This is a genomic window from Singulisphaera sp. GP187 (assembly GCF_900129635.1).
GTDB lineage: Bacteria > Planctomycetota > Planctomycetia > Isosphaerales > Isosphaeraceae > Singulisphaera.
Genome location: NZ_FSRB01000001.1, coordinates 2,984,031 through 3,003,188, shown reverse-complemented (window position 1 = coordinate 3,003,188; position 19,158 = coordinate 2,984,031). Strand labels below are relative to the sequence as shown.

General features: G+C 61.6%; 9 protein-coding genes. 8 read left to right on the top strand and 1 reads right to left on the bottom strand.

Annotated elements, in window-relative coordinates; all coding sequences use genetic code 11:
• Positions 1-1,455 precede the first annotated feature (1,455 nt).
• Positions 1,456-2,862 (top strand): FHA domain-containing protein, encoded by a 1,407-nt coding sequence (locus BUS42_RS11700; protein ID WP_074307070.1) that lies wholly within the window; start codon positions 1,456-1,458, stop codon positions 2,860-2,862.
• Positions 2,863-2,901: 39 nt separating this feature from the next.
• On the opposite strand, the gene BUS42_RS11695 is transcribed toward BUS42_RS11700, so the two are convergent.
• Positions 2,902-4,170, bottom strand: a complete 1,269-nt coding sequence (locus tag BUS42_RS11695) for a purple acid phosphatase family protein (protein WP_074307069.1) — start codon at positions 4,168-4,170, stop codon at positions 2,902-2,904.
• A gap of 286 nt (positions 4,171-4,456) precedes the next feature.
• Here BUS42_RS11695 and BUS42_RS11690 point away from each other — a divergent pair, with 286 nt between their 5' ends.
• The 7 genes from BUS42_RS11690 (at position 4,457) to BUS42_RS11655 (ending at position 19,158) form a co-directional block, all read left to right on the top strand.
• Positions 4,457-5,335: a hypothetical protein gene (locus BUS42_RS11690; protein WP_074307068.1), complete on the top strand. Its 879-nt coding sequence runs from the start codon at positions 4,457-4,459 to the stop codon at positions 5,333-5,335.
• A 59-nt stretch (positions 5,336-5,394) separates the two neighbouring features.
• A complete protein-coding gene (gene mfd, locus BUS42_RS11685; RefSeq protein ID WP_074307067.1) occupies positions 5,395-8,655 on the top strand; it encodes a transcription-repair coupling factor in 3,261 nt (1,086 codons plus the stop codon).
• 625 nt (positions 8,656-9,280) lie between these two features.
• Positions 9,281-12,379: a tetratricopeptide repeat protein gene (locus tag BUS42_RS11680; RefSeq protein WP_074307066.1), complete on the top strand. Its 3,099-nt coding sequence runs from the start codon at positions 9,281-9,283 to the stop codon at positions 12,377-12,379.
• A gap of 219 nt (positions 12,380-12,598) precedes the next feature.
• Positions 12,599-13,723 carry a TolB family protein gene (locus BUS42_RS11675; RefSeq protein ID WP_159452202.1) on the top strand — a complete coding sequence of 375 codons (1,125 nt, stop codon included), beginning with the start codon at positions 12,599-12,601 and terminating at the stop codon, positions 13,721-13,723.
• 203 nt (positions 13,724-13,926) lie between these two features.
• Positions 13,927-15,291 carry an IS701 family transposase gene (locus BUS42_RS11670; RefSeq protein ID WP_074304624.1) on the top strand — a complete coding sequence of 455 codons (1,365 nt, stop codon included), beginning with the start codon at positions 13,927-13,929 and terminating at the stop codon, positions 15,289-15,291.
• Positions 15,292-15,932: 641 nt separating this feature from the next.
• Positions 15,933-18,077 carry a peptidylprolyl isomerase gene (locus tag BUS42_RS46140; protein WP_261340752.1) on the top strand — a complete coding sequence of 715 codons (2,145 nt, stop codon included), beginning with the start codon at positions 15,933-15,935 and terminating at the stop codon, positions 18,075-18,077.
• Positions 18,078-18,366: 289 nt separating this feature from the next.
• Entirely contained in the window at positions 18,367-19,158 is a 792-nt protein-coding gene (locus BUS42_RS11655) for an RDD family protein (protein WP_074307064.1), read from the top strand.

Sequence of the window (19,158 nt, the reverse complement as noted above, 5' to 3'; positions counted from 1 at the left end):
AACCACCCCCATGATATCCATCCTCGACGCGGGAGGGTCATTGGACGTCACATTGAGAAAGGTCGAGCTCTTGACTTCTTCCCCACTTGCTGCAAACGTCATCGTCGGACTGCCGGAATAGGGGGGATCGAACGGCCGCGTGTAAGTGGCTGTGCTCCCCAAATAATCGCCTGGCTCCGCATTAGGGTCGTACGTGAAGGTGCCCGCGAATGGGGTCCCGGGAGCGAAGCCTGTCGAGGCATCAGCCGTGTTGATTGTGCCGGCGAATTGATATGTGATTGGGGCAGCGCGGGCCGCCGTGAGGTGACCGATCGCGAGCCAGAGGGCCGCCGTGTTCAACAAGACAACGAAAGGGCGGGGGGGCTTGCCGTTAACATCGGATCATCCATGATTCAAAACGGGATGCGTACACTACTGGTTGAGATCATCGCCGAAGCCGGTGTGGTATTCAACCCCAGTAATTACGGGGCCATTCCGTCCTCCAGCGGTTTGCCCTCGAGTTGCGCACGACTGGGTGGCTGGTGTCCGTACGCGGACCCGGTACGCGGGCCATCAGGAAAACCAGGGTCCGCGTACGGACACCAGCCACCCAGATCGCTTGACCTGTGGTCCATCCGAGCGCAAACCGCGAAAGTGCGGCTTTCCCATCGTCGCTGACGCTCTTGAGCCGGTACTCACGATGTCTCTGTATCACGCTGCGTCTTGAGCGCGACGGGATGTGTCCGAAAGGAAAGAGCACACAACCGCATGGGGAGAGCCGGGCTGCGTCTCAGAGAATCAATGGAAAAGACCGGCCAGCGGCTTGGAGCGATCGCCCTCCGGCTGACGCGTGGGACATGGGAGACGATTGCAACTCGCCCGAGATCGCCCACTCCGGGCTCAACCTCTTTGGGCGCGACCCCATCGAAAACCACTGTGGATGCTTGACGTCATGACCATGATCGTCGTCGGGAGCTGAACGTAGGTTTGCGCGGCGTGTCTTGAATCAAACGATTCTTAGCCATAAGCCTCAATAAGCCGATGGCATGTATCGTTGGTGGTCGTTATGTCGCGACTTGTAAGCTTGTGGAAACTTGGCGATCGAAGAACTCGACGTGGTAAGCCGTGATCTGGAGTTCGATTTGTTGGATCCTATCGTATTGTCACGTTATTTGTTGAACAATGGACGGATGCAATTCGGGCGTTGGAGCATTGCATTTGCTTTAGAAGGTATTACGATGATGGCGAACTCGCGGATCTGCAATCCTTGTTGCGAGTTACAAGGACAACGTTTGGCTGTTGGGCCTGGTCTCCGCTTTGCCAGGGCGTGTCGTACCCTGAACCTGGGCGAAGTTGCCGGCTGGGCAGGCGGATTGGACGTGATTCACTCCACGTCAAGAGTTCCCTCCATCCGTTCGAGCCATCATTGCAGGGAATCATGATATTGGTGTGCATGTCGTCAAAATGGGTTGGCGCATGCATTATGAGGATTGCAAACGCTTGCTCTGCAACATTGCCGTTTCCGAGGATTATGCCGTGGATCGGAACCTGATGGAGCGATTTTCCGAAGCCTGTGGCGCTGCCGGACCATTGCTTGTTGACGTCGAGGATGATGGGGCGGTCCACCGAGCGCGGCGAATCGTCCGCCAGCCGTTCTTGATTTGCGGGCGGCATCCTGATGCCGACGTGGAACTTCAGAATGAACAGGTCGGCCGACGCCACTGCTATGTGCAGACCGTGGGTGGGCGTCTGTTCGCCCTCGATCTCGGCTCCCGAGCGGGACTGGTCGTGGACGGAACCGAGTGCCGGGCGGGTTGGCTGGATGGGTTACGCGAGTTGCGACTGGGGCCGGTCGGGCTCAGGATGCGCGGGGGGGATGGACGGGAGCATGCTTCCCTCCCGGAGTCGCCGAGTCCGCTCTCGGCGGATTATGCGAAAACGCATCCGATGCCTGCGGTGACTCTTGAGGTCAGTAACGGGGGAGCCCGGCCGCAATCGTGGTCGATGAGTCGGGTCATGGTCCTCATCGGTCGCGCACCGACCTGTCAGCTAAGGCTTCACTCGCCCTTGGTTTCAGAGGTCCATTGCGCACTCTTGCGAACGAAGTCAGGAGTCTGGCTCATCGACCTCCTCTCGCACGGCGGGGTCTATGTGGATGACATGGCGACTCGCATCGCCTACCTGGCGGAGGGGGCGGAAATCGGCATCGGTCCGTTCACCGTTCGCATTCGCTATGACGCGGGGGGAGACAGTTTGGTCGCCGCGGAGTTGTCTGAGACAAGTCCGCATTTCGGCGATCTGCCGATTTGCGAGGATGATGCCGATCGGCTCGCTTCGCTCCAACCCTTCGAAGAACCGGCGTCGATGCCCGACCAGCTTCGGCAGGTTTTGATGATGTCGAGGGTCGTCGCCGCAATGCACCGCGATCATCGCGATGCGATGGACGAAGAGTTACGGGAGCTCAGAGGGCTTGCGGAGGAACTCCGCGGCCTGCGCGACGAGCTCTCATCGCGACGTGTTGCCACGCGGGACGTTGCGTCTCCGTTTGAGTCCTTGTTTGAGGATGGAGACGCGGAGTCGGCCGGCTTCCGTTGGCATGATGAGGTGGAGTCGATTCTCCGGAACGCGATGGAGGAGGTTCCCCCCTCGTTGGGGCGAGCGACCTCTCCGATGGATTCTCATGCTTTCGGACGAGTTGCCGACCATCGATCGCGGGCGGAGCCTGCCCGAGGTTCCCAACGCGATCCGCAGGTGCTCCATGCGATCGCCACGGAATTTCTCGCCGCCTACAGGCTGGAGAGCCGGAACCTGAGAGCGAAGCTGGTGAGAATCTTGCTCGGTTCGCATGACTCGGCGATGGACCTCACTCGTCCATCGCGCTGAGCCATTGGTTTCGCCCGACACGCCGGCCGTACGACGGGCTCAGGCCTTGCGGCCGGCGACTCGGCGCGGACGCTTCCGCGTGGTGCAGATGTCGATCACACGGCCATTTTCTTGAAGCGCCATATGAAACCGCTGCTCGCCCTCAAAGCGATGGAGGGTCATGTGGTACGCTTCGCTCGTCTTCGCCAGGTAAGGACGTTGCTCAGGGGAGGCGGGCGAGCGGAGCTTGCCCCATGACCCGTCACCCAGATAGAGGATGCCGTTGGCGTTCACCATCCCGTCTTTGAGAGGATGGGTTCGTTTGAACGTATGATCGTGGTGCTCGAGGACCACGTCGACGTTATGCCGCTCGAACAGAGGCACCCACTGGGTGCGGTTCAGCTCGCCGGTGCCGGCCTTGCCTCCCTCGGCCTCGAACTTCCGGAACGACGGGTAGGCCGGGACGTGGTTGACGGCGATCACGTGCGGCCGCTCGGCGCGCTCGGCCAGCACCTTGTCGAGCCAGGCGGTCTGCTCGCCGTCGATCGGAGCGATGTGCCCGGTATCCAGCAGGATCAGGCTCAGGTAGTCGCCGAAGTCGAGGGTGGCGAACGTGCGCTCGGCGTAGAGGCCGTCGTGGACGGCGAGGTAGAACGGGCTTTCCTTCCGCGTCTGGCCGTAGCTCCCTTTGACCTCGTGGTTGCCGATGCCGACGACCATCGGAATCAGCCGGCCCTCCGAGTCGATCATGTGCTGGCTGTAGTTGCGGAGAAAGCTCAGGCTTCGCTCAACGCTGGTCCCATTGTCATAGGCCAGGTCGCCACCGATGAGGGTGAACATCGGGTTCTGTTTGGCGGCCAGGATGTTGTTGGCGATCGCGTGTTGATTGACGTCGCAATCGCCGCCGGAGACGAACTGGAACGAGTCGGTCGCTTTGGCGGGCATCGTGCGGAAACGATGGACAGGCGATTGATTGTTGATCTGGAACTGGTATTCGGTTCCAGGCGTCAGTCCGGTCAACTCGGCCCGAAAGACCTTCAGGTTGGTCATCGGATAAGGGGATTGTTTCGTGGCGACCGTCTGGGACGCCACCGGTTTGCCGCGCTCCGCGCAGTCGACCGTCGCCCCTTCGGGTGCGGCCGGGGCGACCCACTGCACGGTCATGGTCGTCGTGGGGTCGCGCTGCCAGGTGAGGAAGAGGGTGTCGGGTCGGCCTTCGGCGTTCGCCTTCGAGTCGCGCTCCTGAGCCAGGAGTAATGTCCCCGTCGCGAACATCGACAGGCCGCCGAGGGTCGTGCTCATAAACGTGCGGCGATCGAGCGAATTCATGGCGGCTTTCCTACGGGAAGATGAGGAGCGCGAGCATGACCGAATCCTGAGAGGGTGTCCACCATACCCGAGGTCTGGCTCGGACGCAAAACGTCACCGGGCTTGGTTCGTGTTGGCGAATTCGCCCCGCCTCCTCCCTGAGGAAGAGATCGGGGCTGGGAGATCCCGGCTTGCCGCGATTGTCGAAAATGGGAAGGTATGGTAAGGTCCGCGACAGTCGGTTCCACGACGTGGAAGCCCAAGCAGGGCGGAAGTCGGTCACGACGAGAGCAGGGAGGCTCCGACGGTGAACGCGTCGGGACGATCAATCTGGTTCGTCGGCGACCTGGACGACCCCTGGGTGGTCGCGATCGTCGATGCGCTTCCTCGAGCCGTCCTGCGAGTCAACTGTGCGGGGGAATGGTCGGACGGCCTGCTCCACGAACTCCCCGATCCCGCGACGCTTGTCATTCATCGCACGCTCCTGACACGGCAAGATGCCGATCGGCTGGCCCGGCTGCGGAAGGATCGGGCGACTTCGCTCCGGGTGATCCTCTGCGTCGGGCCGCACGTCCGCTACGCCGACCTCTTGCGCTGGTCGGTCCTGGTGGACGTGGTCCTGCCCGAGGCCACCGCGCGTGAGACAATCGCTCGACACTTGGTCGGGAGCGTCGGCGTTGGCGTCGGTGAGGGCAGGGGGGACGGGCGAGGAACGACGCCCCGCCCTTCGATCGACGTCGTCAGCAGCAACTATGAGTTGCGCGAAGCGCTGGGCGACGTCTGTGCATCGGCCGGTTACCCGATCCGGAAAGCGGTCGACTGGAATGAAGTGGAACCGGGGGGCCTGGCGATTTGGGATGTCCCCGTCTTGGAACCTGACTGGGGTCGGACGTTGGCTCGGCGTGCTCAGGTCGGGACGGTCGTCGCCCTGATCGGCTTGGCCGATCGTGGGTTGGTCGGACAGGCCCGCGCGCAGGGGGCCTCGGCCTGTTTAGAGCTCCCTTGTGACCCGGCCGACTTGATCGACGTGCTCGACCGACTCGGTTCGTCCGCGCGGTCGGACCGCACGCACGAGGTGCCGCCGCCGCCCCGGGTGTTACGGCGGGGGCAGCAGAAGGTAGTGGTCGAACCGGGGAACGAAACTTACAATGAGTTGTGGCGTGTTCGGACCCGAGAGGCGGACTAGTCCGCCTCCCTTCATTTTCATGGATGGGATGGGCTTACAGACCGTCCGATGACTCGCCAATGGCCAAGGCTTCGTCCGCGCCCGTCGCGCCGGTCCGTGAACTGAAAGATCTGACCCGTCTGGTCCAGCGCGCCGACGGGTTCCCGGAGTTACTCGCCGCCCTCAAAAACGGGCGCAGTGGCACACTCGACGGCGCCTGGGGCTCTGCCGGCCCCCTCGCGGCCGCCGCCCTCGGTCTGCACGCGCCTCAAACTCTCGTGATCGTGCTGGCGCACGTCGGCGACGTCGATGACTTCCGCGATGACGTGGCGACCTTCGCCGGCATCACGCCCGAAGTCTTTCCCGCCTGGGAACGGCTCCCGCGCGAGGCGAACGTCGGCGATGAGGTGTTCGGCCGCCGACTCCAGGTCATCAAGCGGCTCTCCGGACCCGCCCCCCCTCGCTTGATCGTCGCGCCGTTCCAGGCGTTCTTGCAGCCGGTGCCGACCCCGGCCTTGCTCGCCCGCTCGTCGCGGACCATCCGGGTCGGCGATACGATCGCGATCGAGGAGTTGACGGCCTGGCTGGCAGCGCGCTCGTTGGCCCGCGCCGAGGTGGTCGAAGTGGCGGGGGAGTACAGCCTTCGTGGTGGAATTCTCGACATCTTTTCACCCGATTCCTCCGAGCCGGTTCGTATCGAGTTTTTCGGAGACGACGTCGAGTCGATCCGGCCGTTCGACCCCGAGACTCAGCGCTCGCTCGACCGTTGGGACTCGGTTACGCTGACCGTCTCCCCTTCGTTCGACGGCGACGATCCGACTGGCTTTGGCCATATCGCCGAGTACCTTCCCAAGGACGCCTGGGTGGCCTTGGTTGAACCGAACGACCTCAAGGAGGAGGGACGCCACTACCTCGGCCGGACCGACGACCCCCGCGGTCTCTACACGGTGGATAGTACGCTCTCACGCTTGTTCCAACGTCCCTCGATCACGCTTTCGACGCTCGCCGCCGACTCGCTCGAAACGACCTGCCACCTGCGGATCGAGAGTGTCGAACGCTTCTCCGGAGAACTGGCCAAGGTCAAGGTCGAGCTCGATAGCGCCTCGGGCGGCGATCGGGTTCTGATCGCCTGCCACAATGAGGCCGAGATCGAACGGCTCGGCGAGGTCTTTGCCGACACCGCGATCGCGCAGTCAGGGCGACTTCAGCTCACCGTGGGCCGGGTGCGGTCGGGGTTCCACCTGACCGACGCGAAGACGCTCGTGATCGGCGATCACGAGCTCTTCGCCCGGACCGACGTCCGCCGGCCGACGACCAAGCGGCGGTACGAGAGTCGAGCGATCGACAGTTTTCTCGACCTGAACGAGGGCGATCTGGTCGTTCACCTCAACCACGGGATCGCGCGCTATCGCGGTCTCCAGATGGTCGATCGAACGGCCGACCACACGGAAGAAACGCTGCTGCTCGAGTTTGCCGAAGGCACGAAAATGTTCGTGCCGATCGCCAAGATCGACCTGGTTCAGAAGTATGTCGGCGGCGGCAAAGGGGATCCTCCGCTCTCCAAGATCGGCTCCTCAGCCTGGGAGAAGCGGAAAAAACGCGTGGCCGACGCGGTGGTTGACCTCGCCGCCGAGCTGATCGACATCCAGGCCGCGCGGGCGAGCCAGCCGGGCATCGCCTATCCGGCCGAGGACAGCCACTGGATGGCCGAGTTCGAGGCCGCCTTTCCCTATCAGGAGACGCCCGACCAACTCTCGGCGATCGATTCGGTCAAGGAGGACATGGCAAAGAACCGGCCGATGGATCGCTTGATCTGCGGCGACGTCGGCTACGGTAAAACCGAGGTGGCGATTCGCGCAGCATTCAAGGCGGTGGATGGGGGCAAGCAGGTCGCCGTCTTGGTGCCGACGACCATCCTGGCCGAGCAGCACCTGCGCAGCTTCTCCGCGCGGATGGCCGAATTCCCGTTCGCGATCGAGGTTGTCAACCGGTTCCGCCCCAAGTCCGAGATCCGCAACGTCCTGAAACGGACCACGGCCGGTTCTGTCGATATTTTGATCGGGACCCACCGAATCGTTCAGAAGGATGTGGCGTTCAAGGATCTGGGCCTCGTCGTGATCGACGAAGAGCAGCGCTTCGGGGTCGAGGACAAGGAGTGGCTCAAGTCGCTCCGCTCGACGGTGGACGTGCTGACCCTCTCGGCCACCCCGATCCCACGCACCTTGCACATGAGCCTGCTCGGCATTCGCGACATCTCCAACCTGGAAACGCCCCCTCCCGACCGCAAGGCAATCGAGACCCGGATCCTCCGTTTCGATGCCGAGACGGTGAAACGGGCGATCCACCGCGAGCTCAACCGTGACGGCCAGGTTTACTTCGTCCATAACCGGGTCCACGACATCCAGAACGTGGCCGACCGAATCCAGGCGATCGTCCCCGAGGCCCGGATCACGATCGCGCACGGTCAGATGGGGGGCGAAGCGCTCGAGCGGACGATGCTCGCCTTCATCCGCCGCGACTTCGACATCCTGGTGGCGACCACGATCATCGAGTCGGGTCTGGATATCCCCAACGTCAACACGATCTTCATCAACGAGGCCGACAAGTACGGCCTGGCCGACTTGCACCAGCTCCGCGGGCGGGTCGGCCGGTACAAGCACCGCGCCTACGCTTATCTCCTGCTCGAGTCCGAGAAGCCGGTGACCCCGAACGCGGTCAAACGGCTCAAAGCGATCGAAGAGTTCACCGAGCTTGGGGCCGGCTTCAAGATCGCGTTACGCGACCTCGAGATCCGAGGCGCCGGGAACATTTTGGGCGCCGAGCAGTCGGGACATATTGAGAGTGTCGGATATGAGCTGTACTGCTCGCTGCTGGAATCGGCGGTCCGTGGCTTGACCAATCAGCCCGCGGAGGCGAAATACGACTGTTCGATCGAGCTTTCGTGGCGTGCCTACCTGCCGAAGGATTACGTCCCCGGCCCTCGAATGAAGGTCGAGCTCTACCGCCGCCTGGCCCGGCTCCGGAGCTTCGAGCGGCTGGCTGACTTCCGCCAAGAACTGATCGATCGCTTCGGCCCGTTGTCGACCCCCGCCGAGAACCTGATCGCCGAAGCCGAGCTCAGAATTTTGGCGGCACGGTGGCAGCTTGAACGGATCCACGTCGAGGACGAATACGTGGTCCTCACCTACCGGAATGCGAAGCGGATCGCCACCCTGGCCAAGCTTCATCCCGGGCGGGTTCGGGTGGTCGACGAGAAGACGGCGTACGTCCCGATCGAGGAGAAGCGGCCCCACGGCTCGGTGGTCGTCGGCCTGATCAAGCCGCTCTTGCGGGTTCCCTGAGACTTCGGCTGGGTCGAGACCCCGCCTCCGTGGCACATCCGTGAATCGTTCTGGAATCGGGAAGTGATTTGCGTTCCGTTCCTTGAGGCGCAATCGCCCGGGTCACGAAGTGAAGCGGCCACCGGGTTCAGTCCGCCGCCTGATCGGCTTTCTGGAAGATGGAAGCGAGCAGACGATCATGGTAAGAGAGAGTCTGTGAGTCGGCAGGGGACGATAGAATCGGACGGTCTGGATCCGGTTAATCTGACGGGCCGATGGGTCGGGTTCTGCCGCCACCGTTCGGAAGCGATGGGCTTCTGCCCGATTCCCGCGGAAATCCAGGACGGGCGACTCACAAGGTGAGTTGGACGACCAGGTCTTCCTTCGGTGCGTGCCACTCTGGCTTGTCCCTTGTTCACGCGGAGGGGAGAGTGGAGAGGAGGTTGTCAATCCGTCGGACAAAGGGGTGATCACGGTTGACCGATCGATCCACGATCGCCCCAGTCATCTCATCGAGCTCTATCCTGTCCTCCTCTTGCATACCCCCGCGGCTTCCGCGTCTCCGCGTGAGTCAGTCCTCCGGTCAAGCAATAAACATTAAAGTTGTAAAACTTGTTTGCGCGCAAGCGATAATAGGAGTGAATTGATGTTGTGTCAACGCGAACGCGGCCATGGCAGTTGGATCGTCTTGATCGCTCTGTCCGCAGTGAACGTGGTTGTTGTTCCCGCGTCGGCCCAGGATCTTCTGGGTGCGAAGGGGGCGATGCAACAGGTGCGGAAAGAGGCGGCAAAATCGACACCGGCGCAGGAAGCGGCGGAGCTGAGGAAGACGATTCGAACGCTGCCGAAGAAGTTGGAAATGCTGGCCCCGGCCGAGGCGGCAGCGGCCTGGCTGGCGATGTATGACGAATGGCAAGCGAAACCGCTGGCCGTTCGGGCGGAACAACAGCAGTTGCAGTTCAGCGAACTCTTCGACGCGCTACCGTCGCCCGAGGCGTGGCCCGAATTGGCGGCCTTGATCGATGCGCGTCCCGTCGCGGGAAACGACGAGGCCCAGATGCGAGCACTCGCACTGCGAATGCTGGGGCATCGGCTGACGAACCGAACGGATTTATTGAAGCAGGACCTCGAGCACGCCTTGAAATTTGTCGAGACACCAAAAAAACCGGGCGAAAACGAAAACGAAGGCGGGCAGGGGGCCAAGCTTGGAGGAGACTTCCGAGCCCGTGATGGCTTTGACGATTGGAGGCAGAATCTGCGGCGCGAACTCGTGCTGGTGAAACAGGAGGTTGATCCCCTCTCAGCGGTCGAGCAATTTCGCCTCGACTTGGTTTCACTCGACTTGGAGCAAGGTAGTTCTTTGACGGTCCCAGACCTGGTTCGCTTGATCGGACCGGAGGCGGCGACCCCGATGTTGGAGCAGGCGCTGCTGAAGAACGTCCAGCTCGAATTTCGCTCTCTTCGCGGTTTCGACCCGATCGAAGACGAGACCGTCAAGCTGGCTCGCGAGCTCGCGCGGAAACATTTGAAAGAGCTGACTCATCCGCACTGGGAATTGTGCCAATCGATTGATGCGAGCGATCTGTTTGAGGCGTTTGCCGCGATGCCCAAGTCCGCCGGCGCGTACTCCAATCAAGTCGATCGATCCGCAATCGCGGCTTACGTCGCCGGGTTAATCATCCGGGATCGTCCCAAGGACCTGGTCAAATACTTGACGGAATCGCCGAGCAAGGACGCCGGCACGCGGTCGGATCAAATCGCGATGTCGCTTCGATCTTCCATTGTGCCGCAACTGGAGCGTGCCGGTCACGCTCAGAAAGCCCATGCGTTCTTGGTCGAGGCGTTGAAGAGTCATCCCGAACTGCCACTCTGGGACACTTTCATCGAGTTATCGGCGCGGCTTGGTCAAAGCCCCGAGGCGCTCACCATTTTGGACTCGGCCTTGGCTCGCGACACCCTCTCGCCCGCGAAGCGACGATCGCTTCAGCAGGTTCGCGCCGATGCGCTGCTGGCCACGGATCGCATTGAAGACGGAGTGGCCCAATCGCTGAAACTGGCCGCCGATGACGGGGGCAACGGCGACTCATGGCAGGGAGGCCAATCGCGGTTGGGGCTGGCGTTGCGCGTGGCCGAAATCGGCCGGTTGCAGGAACGTGACGAGTGGCTCCGCCAGGGGACGGACCTCGCCGAGAAACTACTGTCCGATGAATCCCAGGGCGGTGACATTGCGGATCTCGTGGGTTTACTGATCGACGTGGGTCAATTGGCTCGCGCGGAGCGCCTGATCCTCAGTGACTTGGCCAAGCAGACGGCGGAAGAAAAGCCGATCGTACGATTCCAGCGCTCGCGCGATTTCGGCAACGATTCACCGCTCGAGCAACTGCTGCGGGTCTATGACAAGGCAGGCCGGGCCGCGGATGTCGTCACGCTGTTGGAGGAAGCTCCGTGGTGGAGTCAGACCGATATCGGCGAATTCCTGGTCGCGAATTCCACACTTCACGGCAAGCACGGCGAACGGCCGACGGTTCCGACACCGTTGATCGCGGCACGATCGCTCGTGGCTGTCGGGCGAACGGATGAGGCCCGTCGAATCGCCACCGCGATGGTGACCCAATGGCCGAGCTTCGATCCGGGCTGGCAGTTGGCGCTGGAGTTGACAGGCGACGAGTTCGCTCCGCTCGCCGAACGTGTGTTCGCGCGCGATCGATTCGAAGAGCGGCCGTTGATCTGGCTGGCGAAATTTCACCTCGATCGGGGTAACGTCGCCAAGAGTGAAGCGCTGGCCCGGCAGGCGATCGTGATCGATCCGTCGGACGGCGAGCAGGGACGCGGGGACCGGATGCGCGCCTACGCCGTCCTCGCGGAAGTCCTCAGGAAGCGAGGGGACGCCAAGACGGCCGCGATCTATGAGGGGGCGGTCAAGGCGATCCGCCTGGCGGAACGAGCCGACCAGTTCCATCAGGCCGGGATGCTCAGCCGCGGTATCCGGATGTATCGTGAGAGCCTCACCTATTTTGCGGACGCCTACTGCATCCAGTCGCGACTGGCCGTGCAACTCGCTCAATCAGGGGACCTCGAAGCCGCGTCGGAGCATTACAAGCGTGCGTTTGAACTGATGCCCGAGAGTTTTGGACGGGTCGAAAGCCACTGCTTCGGGTGCGAAGGCGTGTTCGGCGGCCTGATCGCCGAACAGATTGCCGAACAGGTGTTCATGAAACTCGTTGCCGCTGAGCCAGAGAACCCGCGAGTCCACTATTTGCTCGGCTACTTGCGCAAGTCGGAATCGCGTGACGCCGAAGCCGTGAAGTCGTTCCGCGAGGCTGTGCGGCTCGACCCGGATTACCTCAATGCCTGGCAAAAGTTGTTGAGCTTCGCCGACCCGGCTCTGACCGCCGAAGAGCGCGACCAAGCGACGTTCGAGGTGCTCCGCCTCGACCCGTTCGGCCGTCACCTCAGTGCTGACGTTTCCAGGCGGAATGAGAGCATCGACATTGCGAAGGTTCACGATCTGGCTCGCCTTTGGACCGTCCTGCGCGATCAGGCACGCTTGGTGTCGGCCGACCCGTCTTCACCCTTGTTCGAACTGAAGGCGGCCAAGGAGGCATTGGCCGAAGCCGAAACCAGACTCCGCGAGTCGGGCCTGGATGAGGACCAGTTCGGCCTGGAATTTGGTGCTCGCACCGGGCTCTCGTCGCACCGCACCCTGAACGCGATCGCGACCCTCATTCAGATCGCCGAACGCTGAGTCGAGCTCCGGTCGTTGCTGAGACCAACTGGGTCAGGAGCGAACGGTACAAGGTTGAGAGTAGGCACGGAGGGAAGGAAACAGGGACGTAGCTCGCTCGGAAGTCGGAAGGGCGGGGGTCAAAATTCAAAACGATGACTTTTTCTACCAGGCATCGCATCGACTCCCGTTCGCTTCGGGAATTGATTGCTTAGATGAACACTAAGGGAGATGCAATCAGTGCGTAACTATGAGAAGGAAATGGCAGAAGGGTGTCGAGGCGTCGCCAGGGTTGACGCATTTCGTGCATCACTTGTGTTGCTATGTTTTGGTTTTGTCGGCCTGCTGTCTTCGTGCAACTATGTGGCGCCGGAAGGCGAAGATAGTTGGCAAAATTATGTCGATGGTGGAATGTTTGTTACGGCATCGCCGTCGCTATCGCCAATTGGTGATCGCATGGTGTATGCGTCCGCCTGTACGGGGCATGGCGACATCTATGTCATGAACGGCACTTCCGTTGGCCCGGTTCGTTTGACCCACAACGACGATTTCGAGGCGTCGCCGATGTTCACGCCTGATGGCAAACGAATTGTATTTGCTCGCGAGCATGACAAGTTTCGCCATGTGTGGATTATGAATTCCAATGGATCGCACGAAAGCCAGCTTACACAAGGAGCTACGCTTGATGATCCACAGTCTTTGTCAAGCGACGGTCGCTATCTGCTGTTCAGTCGCTCGTTGTGGACAGGCGGCCTGGGAAGAACGTCGAAGATGTACTTGATGCGTATTGATGTAGTAGCCGGTAAGTCTATCCACGTGGGTGACATTGCGATTTTGTCTCCCGATTCTCGATTCGTCATTTATTCAGACGCAGGAGAACTTTGGCGGCTAGAATTGGATGGCAAGGAACGCAATCGCCGTCGGATATACGGGACAGGCTGGCCAACTGACACATCGGAAGATGGTAGATTGATCTTGATTATGCGACCGATTGCCGGGAAGGCATGGACCGGTGAGGAGGAGATTTGGGTGTTGGACACCGTTACAAAGAGCGAGAAGCTCCTGGGCATTGGTCATTCTGCGACTCTTTTCGGAGCGAATCGAGACAATGTTCTGTTTTTAGCGGGCGCTGACCAGATTCCCTATGTCACAACAATCGATGGCGGAATGACGAAACGCATTGATTGCCCATCAGGTTACAAAACAAGTGTTAGTGCGTCCTGGGATGGAAGAGGGGTGTTAGTAGGATCTTACGCAGCAGGTCAGAGGTCTGACTCCAGTGTTATCTTCATCGACTTCGAAGGACTGCGAGCCACCACGATTGCGTCGATTGCATGTGACGGTTCAACATTTCGATCGCCTTGAATTAGCCGATTGGATATTCGTCCCCGAGGCAAACTCCATCCGTGCGGGTTTGCTTAGTTCAAGTTTCGCACTTTTCCCAAATGTCAAATTCCGACTTGTAGATTCAATAGGGCTCCAAAAAAAACGTCGGCGTCTCTGTCAGTTTTTGGCAAATTGTTTGGGCCTTACACCGAACAATTTCCCCTGACACAGGACGCCGACCCATGGAACTTACACCCTCCTTCCTCCTCTTGCTACAGCAATTCACACCCGTCTTCACCAATCCCTCCTTCCACACCTTCACCTTGATCGCCTCCGGCTGGATCCTCTCGAATCGCCACCGCTATATTACCGAACTCATCTTCTCCAGCGGCCAGGTTGGCATCGGACATTGGTCACGCTTCCATCGCTTCTTCAGCCATGCCGCTTGGGACCTCGATCACTTCTCGATGTCCCTGGCCAAGCTTGTCGTCTCCATCCTCGCACCGGGCGCCACTTTTTACTGGGCCGTCGACGACACCCTCTGCCGAAAACGCGGACTCACCCTCTACGGCGCCGGCATGCACTACGACCCACTCATCTCCAGTCGAGCCAAAGCTCTCGTCAGTTGGGGACACGACTGGGTCGTCCTCTGCCTGATCGTCGTCCACCCGTTCTGGGCACCGACCAAAGTCTTTGCCTTGCCCATCGCCATGCGGCTCTATGTCAACCGCCAAGGCTTAACCAAGGGCAAAAAGAACCAGAAAAAGAAAAAGGCAAAGCCCGATCCCAATCATCGCACCCGCCCCGAACTCGCGATGGAATTGATCCACTTGGCGGCGGACTGGTTCCCCGACGACGAGATCGTCATCACCGGCGACAGCGCCTATGGGGGCCAGAGCATCCTCGGCCAACTTCCGCCCACGGTCCATCTCATTAGCCATGTCCATCCCAAGGGGGCCCTCTATGAGCCAGCGCCTCCCAAGGAGGAGAAATCCAAAGGGGCGCCCCGCAAGAAAGGCCAGCGCCTCCCCGGCATGAAGGAGTGGGCCGAGGATGCGAATCAACCCTGGACCCCACACGACTTTGACCAGTTCGGGCTCCATGCCAGCTTGGCGGTCAAGACGATCCAGGCCCTCTACTACAAGGCCGGCAAGGACCGACTCCTGACGATCGTCTTGGTGCGTGACCTCCAGGGGAAACGTCCCGATCAGATGTTCTACTGCACCAAGCTCGATTGGACCGTCCCGCAGATTCTCTCGGCCTACTCGTACCGTTGGGCAATCGAATGTACTTTTGAAAATACCAAGCAACTTCTCGGCCTCGAGGATCCCGCCAATCGCCTCCCCAAGGCCATCGAGCGAACCGCGCCGATGGCGTTGTTTCTCTACAGCTTGGTGGTGGTTTGGTTCCACCAGACCGGTCATCGATTTCTTCGTTTTCCGGTCCGCCCGTGGTATCCGAAGAAGCAAGAGGCCTCGTTTGCCGACCTGCTGACGACCTTGAGGCGGGTCAGCTATGAGGAGAAAACCGAGGGAGCGCTATCCAACCGGTATGACCTAAAAGCCTGGATTGCGCAGCTCACCGAGTTTCTCAGCCGCGCGGGCTGAGCCGACATCGGCCGGAGATTTCGGCCCTCACTCGCACTTGATCAAGGGGTCGCCGGGGTCGATAACAGGCCTCGGGCCGCTCCCGATCCGTCCCTGTTTATGCGAAACTTGAACTTAGTTAGAGTGTGTTATGAACTCCACACAACAGCGGAGCAGCTTTGTGGAGCACCAGGAAACCGAATGCGACGTAGTGCAGTTCCGCGAGCGTCTCGGATATTCGTTGGTAATCGCTCGCCAGACGGCGAAACTTCGCCGCCCGGCCAACGGAATGCTCAATTACCCAGTGTCTCGGCAAGAGAGCGAATCCCCGCGTTGCATCGGCCAGTCTGACGTCCTCTAACTTGATCCAGGTGCTCGGGTCGAGCACTGGACCGTGATCCGTGTGATCTGGTCCGTCCCCACCACCGGCACCAGATTCGGTCGGTCGATCGGATTCAGGGCAAAATGCGCTCTTGTCACCGATAAGTGTTGCGGCTAATCTGTCGCGGCCTATCCCTGCTCTGGCTGGTTCGAGCCGTCGCATTACAATGCATCTCCGGAAGCTTGCACGAACCTGTCGACACGAAATTCCCGACTTTTGGCCAGGAAGGCCGTCCGGAGTTTGCTTTGTTATTCCGAATCTCCAAGGATGGAGAATGCCGATGAACCGCCACGTCGTTGCCGGACTTCTCGGCCTGGCCCTGGCGGGCTGTGCTCAGAACCGCTCGGCCATTCCGGGTCGGGGGCCGTCCGCGGGGCCTGTGGGCCTCACGTCGTTCCCGTCGATTCATGAAACCATCAATCGTGAGAATCCGAAGTTCGATCCCCGGTCGTTGCGTGCCAGCGCGGCGACGCATGGGCCTGAGAACGGGATGATCCCTGGCCGGGGGTCGGATCCGCGCCGGCCCGACTCCGTGGCCGTTGCCCCCGCGATCGACTCGCCGGCCGCGCGGTTGCCTTCAACGAAGCTTCAGTTGGAAGCGGTTGAATCACCGAATTCTCTTTCAGCCAACGCTGCGTCCGGGGCGAATCCTCCGGACCTGGATGCCGCTCACCGGCACGACTTGCCGGCCGAACCGACGGCGGCTTCGCCCCCAGGCCCCGCGCCTGAAGCCTTGCTTCCGCCCGCGGTAGATGGCGGGCCCGACTTACTCTCGACGGCAGTTCCTCCGTCGGGTGCGGTCCCCGAGGCCGCGTCACCGTCGGCTCCCTCGGAACTCGCGCCGCCCGAGGTTGCCGCGCCCTCGCTGCCGGCTCCGGTCGAGGGAACGGGACCGGCGGAAGCGCCCGCGCCCCAGTCGCCCGAGACCCCCGCGGCGTCGGCTCCGGTTCCCGAGAATGCGCCCCCCGGGACGCCGTCTGAGCCCTCAGGCAGCCCACTTCCGCTCGATTCGGTACCGCCGATCGCGGTGCCGGCCGATCCCCCTGCGCCTGCGGCGGCTCCCGCACCGGCGCCCGCGGATCCGGCGACGATACCGCCGGCCTCCGAGGCCCCCTCAATGCCACCGCCCGCCTCTGAGGCCCCCTCGGAGATGCCTCCCCCGTTGGAATTGCCGTCCACTCCGCCGGCCTCGATGTCCGAACCGGCACCGAGCCCCGCGCCAGTCGGTGAACCCGGTGTGGGGGCGGAATTGCCGCAGGGCTCGCCGGAGCCGAGTGCGCCGGTCGCGCCCCCGATTCCCCCGATGCTGCCTCCGTCGCCCTCGGCCGAAACGCCAGGCGGCGACGTGCCGCCGAAGGTTGATTCCGCCTCGGTGGAGAAGATCGATCCTGCCGTCCAGCCGGTCGCGGCCGACTCGACGATGATTCGGTCGGAGATCCGGCCCCGCAACGCACAATCGGCCGGCAAGTGGGCCGCCAGGGTTGGTGACGAGGTGATCACCCTGAACGAGCTGAGGAAGGGCGTTGCGCAACGGCTCCAGGGAGTCGATCCCGCGCAGCCTCCCTCCGAACAGGAAGTGGAGATGGTGGCCGTCTCGGTCCTCCAGGAACTCATCGAACGGAGCATCGTCGTCCAGGAGGCGAAGCGCGAGCTGAAGAAACCCGAAGCCTTCAAAATGGTGATGGCGGATGCCGAAAAGAGTTGGCGGGCCGAGGAACTCGACCCCCTGTTGCGTAAGTATGCGGCTACGAATGAATACGAATTAAAACAAAAACTCAAAGATAAAGGTCAATCGCTCGATGATATGCGAGAAGCTTATTGCAGGTATCATCTCTCGCAAAGCTTCATGAAAGCGAAGATCGGGCCGAAGATGACGGTCTCGCTGCCCGAGATGCGCGAATACTACCTCGAGCATCTTCACGACTTTGACCGGCCCGCGCAAATCGTCTGGCGTGAAATTGTGATCGACTTCGACAAATGCAAGTCGCGCACCGAGGCACGCGCCAAGATCGACGCCCTGCTTGGGCGGCTCCGGCGTGGTGAGGACTTCGCGAAGTTGGCCGCGGCCGAATCGCACGGTCCCAATAAGGCCAAGGGCGGGATCTGGGAGACTTCTCCGGGCGGTTATGGGGTCGAGGTCGTCAACGCCGCACTCGAAGTGTTGCCGAATGGCCGGATCAGTCAGGTGATCGAGGCCCCGACGAGCTATCACATCGTCCGGGTTGAACAGCGCCGCGCCGCGGGCCCTGCCTCGTTTGCCGAGGTTGAAGTTCAAGATAAGATCAAGAGTACCATTTTCAATGATAAGATTCGCCGTGAGACCTCGGGCTTTGTCGCCAAGCTGCGGAAACAGACCCTGATCAGCACGATGTTCGACCCCCCCGATCGCGATCCGGCGACGATCCAGGCGGGAATGCCTCGCTGACCAGAAACCGATCCCGATTCACCTCCCTCTCTCCCCCCCCCTACACACCGCCGGGAACTCTCCGCCCGGCCCGACCATTTCTGGCTGAAAAGTCGGTCCCCTCGCGCTCCGGGCAAGTCCGACCTCGTCCCGCGCGTCGCGTGCGATGGCGCACCTCCTTGCCACTGAAGGGTGAGCAAGTCGTTGCGGAACTCGTGTGGCTTGGGTAGCATTCCTCAAGACTTTGATGCAGCCGGGCCAGTCGCGGTGGAAGTGTGAGGCCCTTGCACTTAACGGGGCGCGATCACCGATGGCCACGGCCTCTCTTAAACGGTCCGAAGATCCCCTGGACACGACGGTCCGGCTGATGACGCCGGAACGGATCGTATTCCAATATCCGCTGGCGGGTCCGTTTCGCCGGTACTTCGCGTATCTTCTTGACCTCGCGATCGTACTCGTCGCGGTCATCCTCACCACGATCGCACTTGTCGTGCTCTCACTTGGGTCGACGTCAGGGATCGGACCGATCTTTGTGGCCTATTTTGTGCTCATGTGGGGATACCGGGGCGTTTCTGAAGCCCTGTTCAACGGCCAGACCTTGGGGAAGCGGATGCTCGGGCTCCGCGTGGTCTCGGAGCGAGGCGTGCCGATCACAGGGGCCCAGGCCGTGCTCCGAAACCTAGTCGGCTCGCTCGACGGCACGGTCCCTTATTTCCTCCGACCCGACCTGACGAGCCTGCTGCTGCTGACCGGTCTGACGAGCATGCTCCTGACTCGGAAGTTCCAGCGGCTGGGCGACCTGGCTGCCGGCACCATGGTGGTGGTCGAGCAGCGTCGGAAACGGTCCGGATTGGTGCGGGTTGAGGAACCGGCGGTCGTTGCGCTGTTGCCCTGGCTTCCCCTGCGGGTGGAGGCGGGCCCCGAGCTGGCCCGAGCGCTCTCCGACTACGTCAATCATCGCGCCCGGTTGCCCCGCGCCCGGCGTGAAGAGATGGCCATGCACCTGGCGCGGCCGCTCAGCGTGCGTTACGGGTTGCCCGAGAACGTTCCGGCCGATGTCATCGTCTGCGCCTTCTATCATCGCGTGTTCGTTGGAGAGTGA

Excerpts from the sequence above, each read along its gene's own strand:
- BUS42_RS11700 (WP_074307070.1), top strand. The coding sequence starts at position 1,456 with ATGCATTATGAGGATTGCAAACGCTTGCTCTGCAACATTGCCGTTTCC.
- BUS42_RS11695 (WP_074307069.1), bottom strand. The coding sequence starts at position 4,170 with ATGAATTCGCTCGATCGCCGCACGTTTATGAGCACGACCCTCGGCGGC.
- mfd (WP_074307067.1), top strand. The coding sequence starts at position 5,395 with ATGGCCAAGGCTTCGTCCGCGCCCGTCGCGCCGGTCCGTGAACTGAAA.
- BUS42_RS11680 (WP_074307066.1), top strand. The coding sequence starts at position 9,281 with ATGTTGTGTCAACGCGAACGCGGCCATGGCAGTTGGATCGTCTTGATC.
- BUS42_RS11670 (WP_074304624.1), top strand. The coding sequence starts at position 13,927 with ATGGAACTTACACCCTCCTTCCTCCTCTTGCTACAGCAATTCACACCC.
- BUS42_RS46140 (WP_261340752.1), top strand. The coding sequence starts at position 15,933 with ATGAACCGCCACGTCGTTGCCGGACTTCTCGGCCTGGCCCTGGCGGGC.
- BUS42_RS11655 (WP_074307064.1), top strand. The coding sequence starts at position 18,367 with ATGGCCACGGCCTCTCTTAAACGGTCCGAAGATCCCCTGGACACGACG.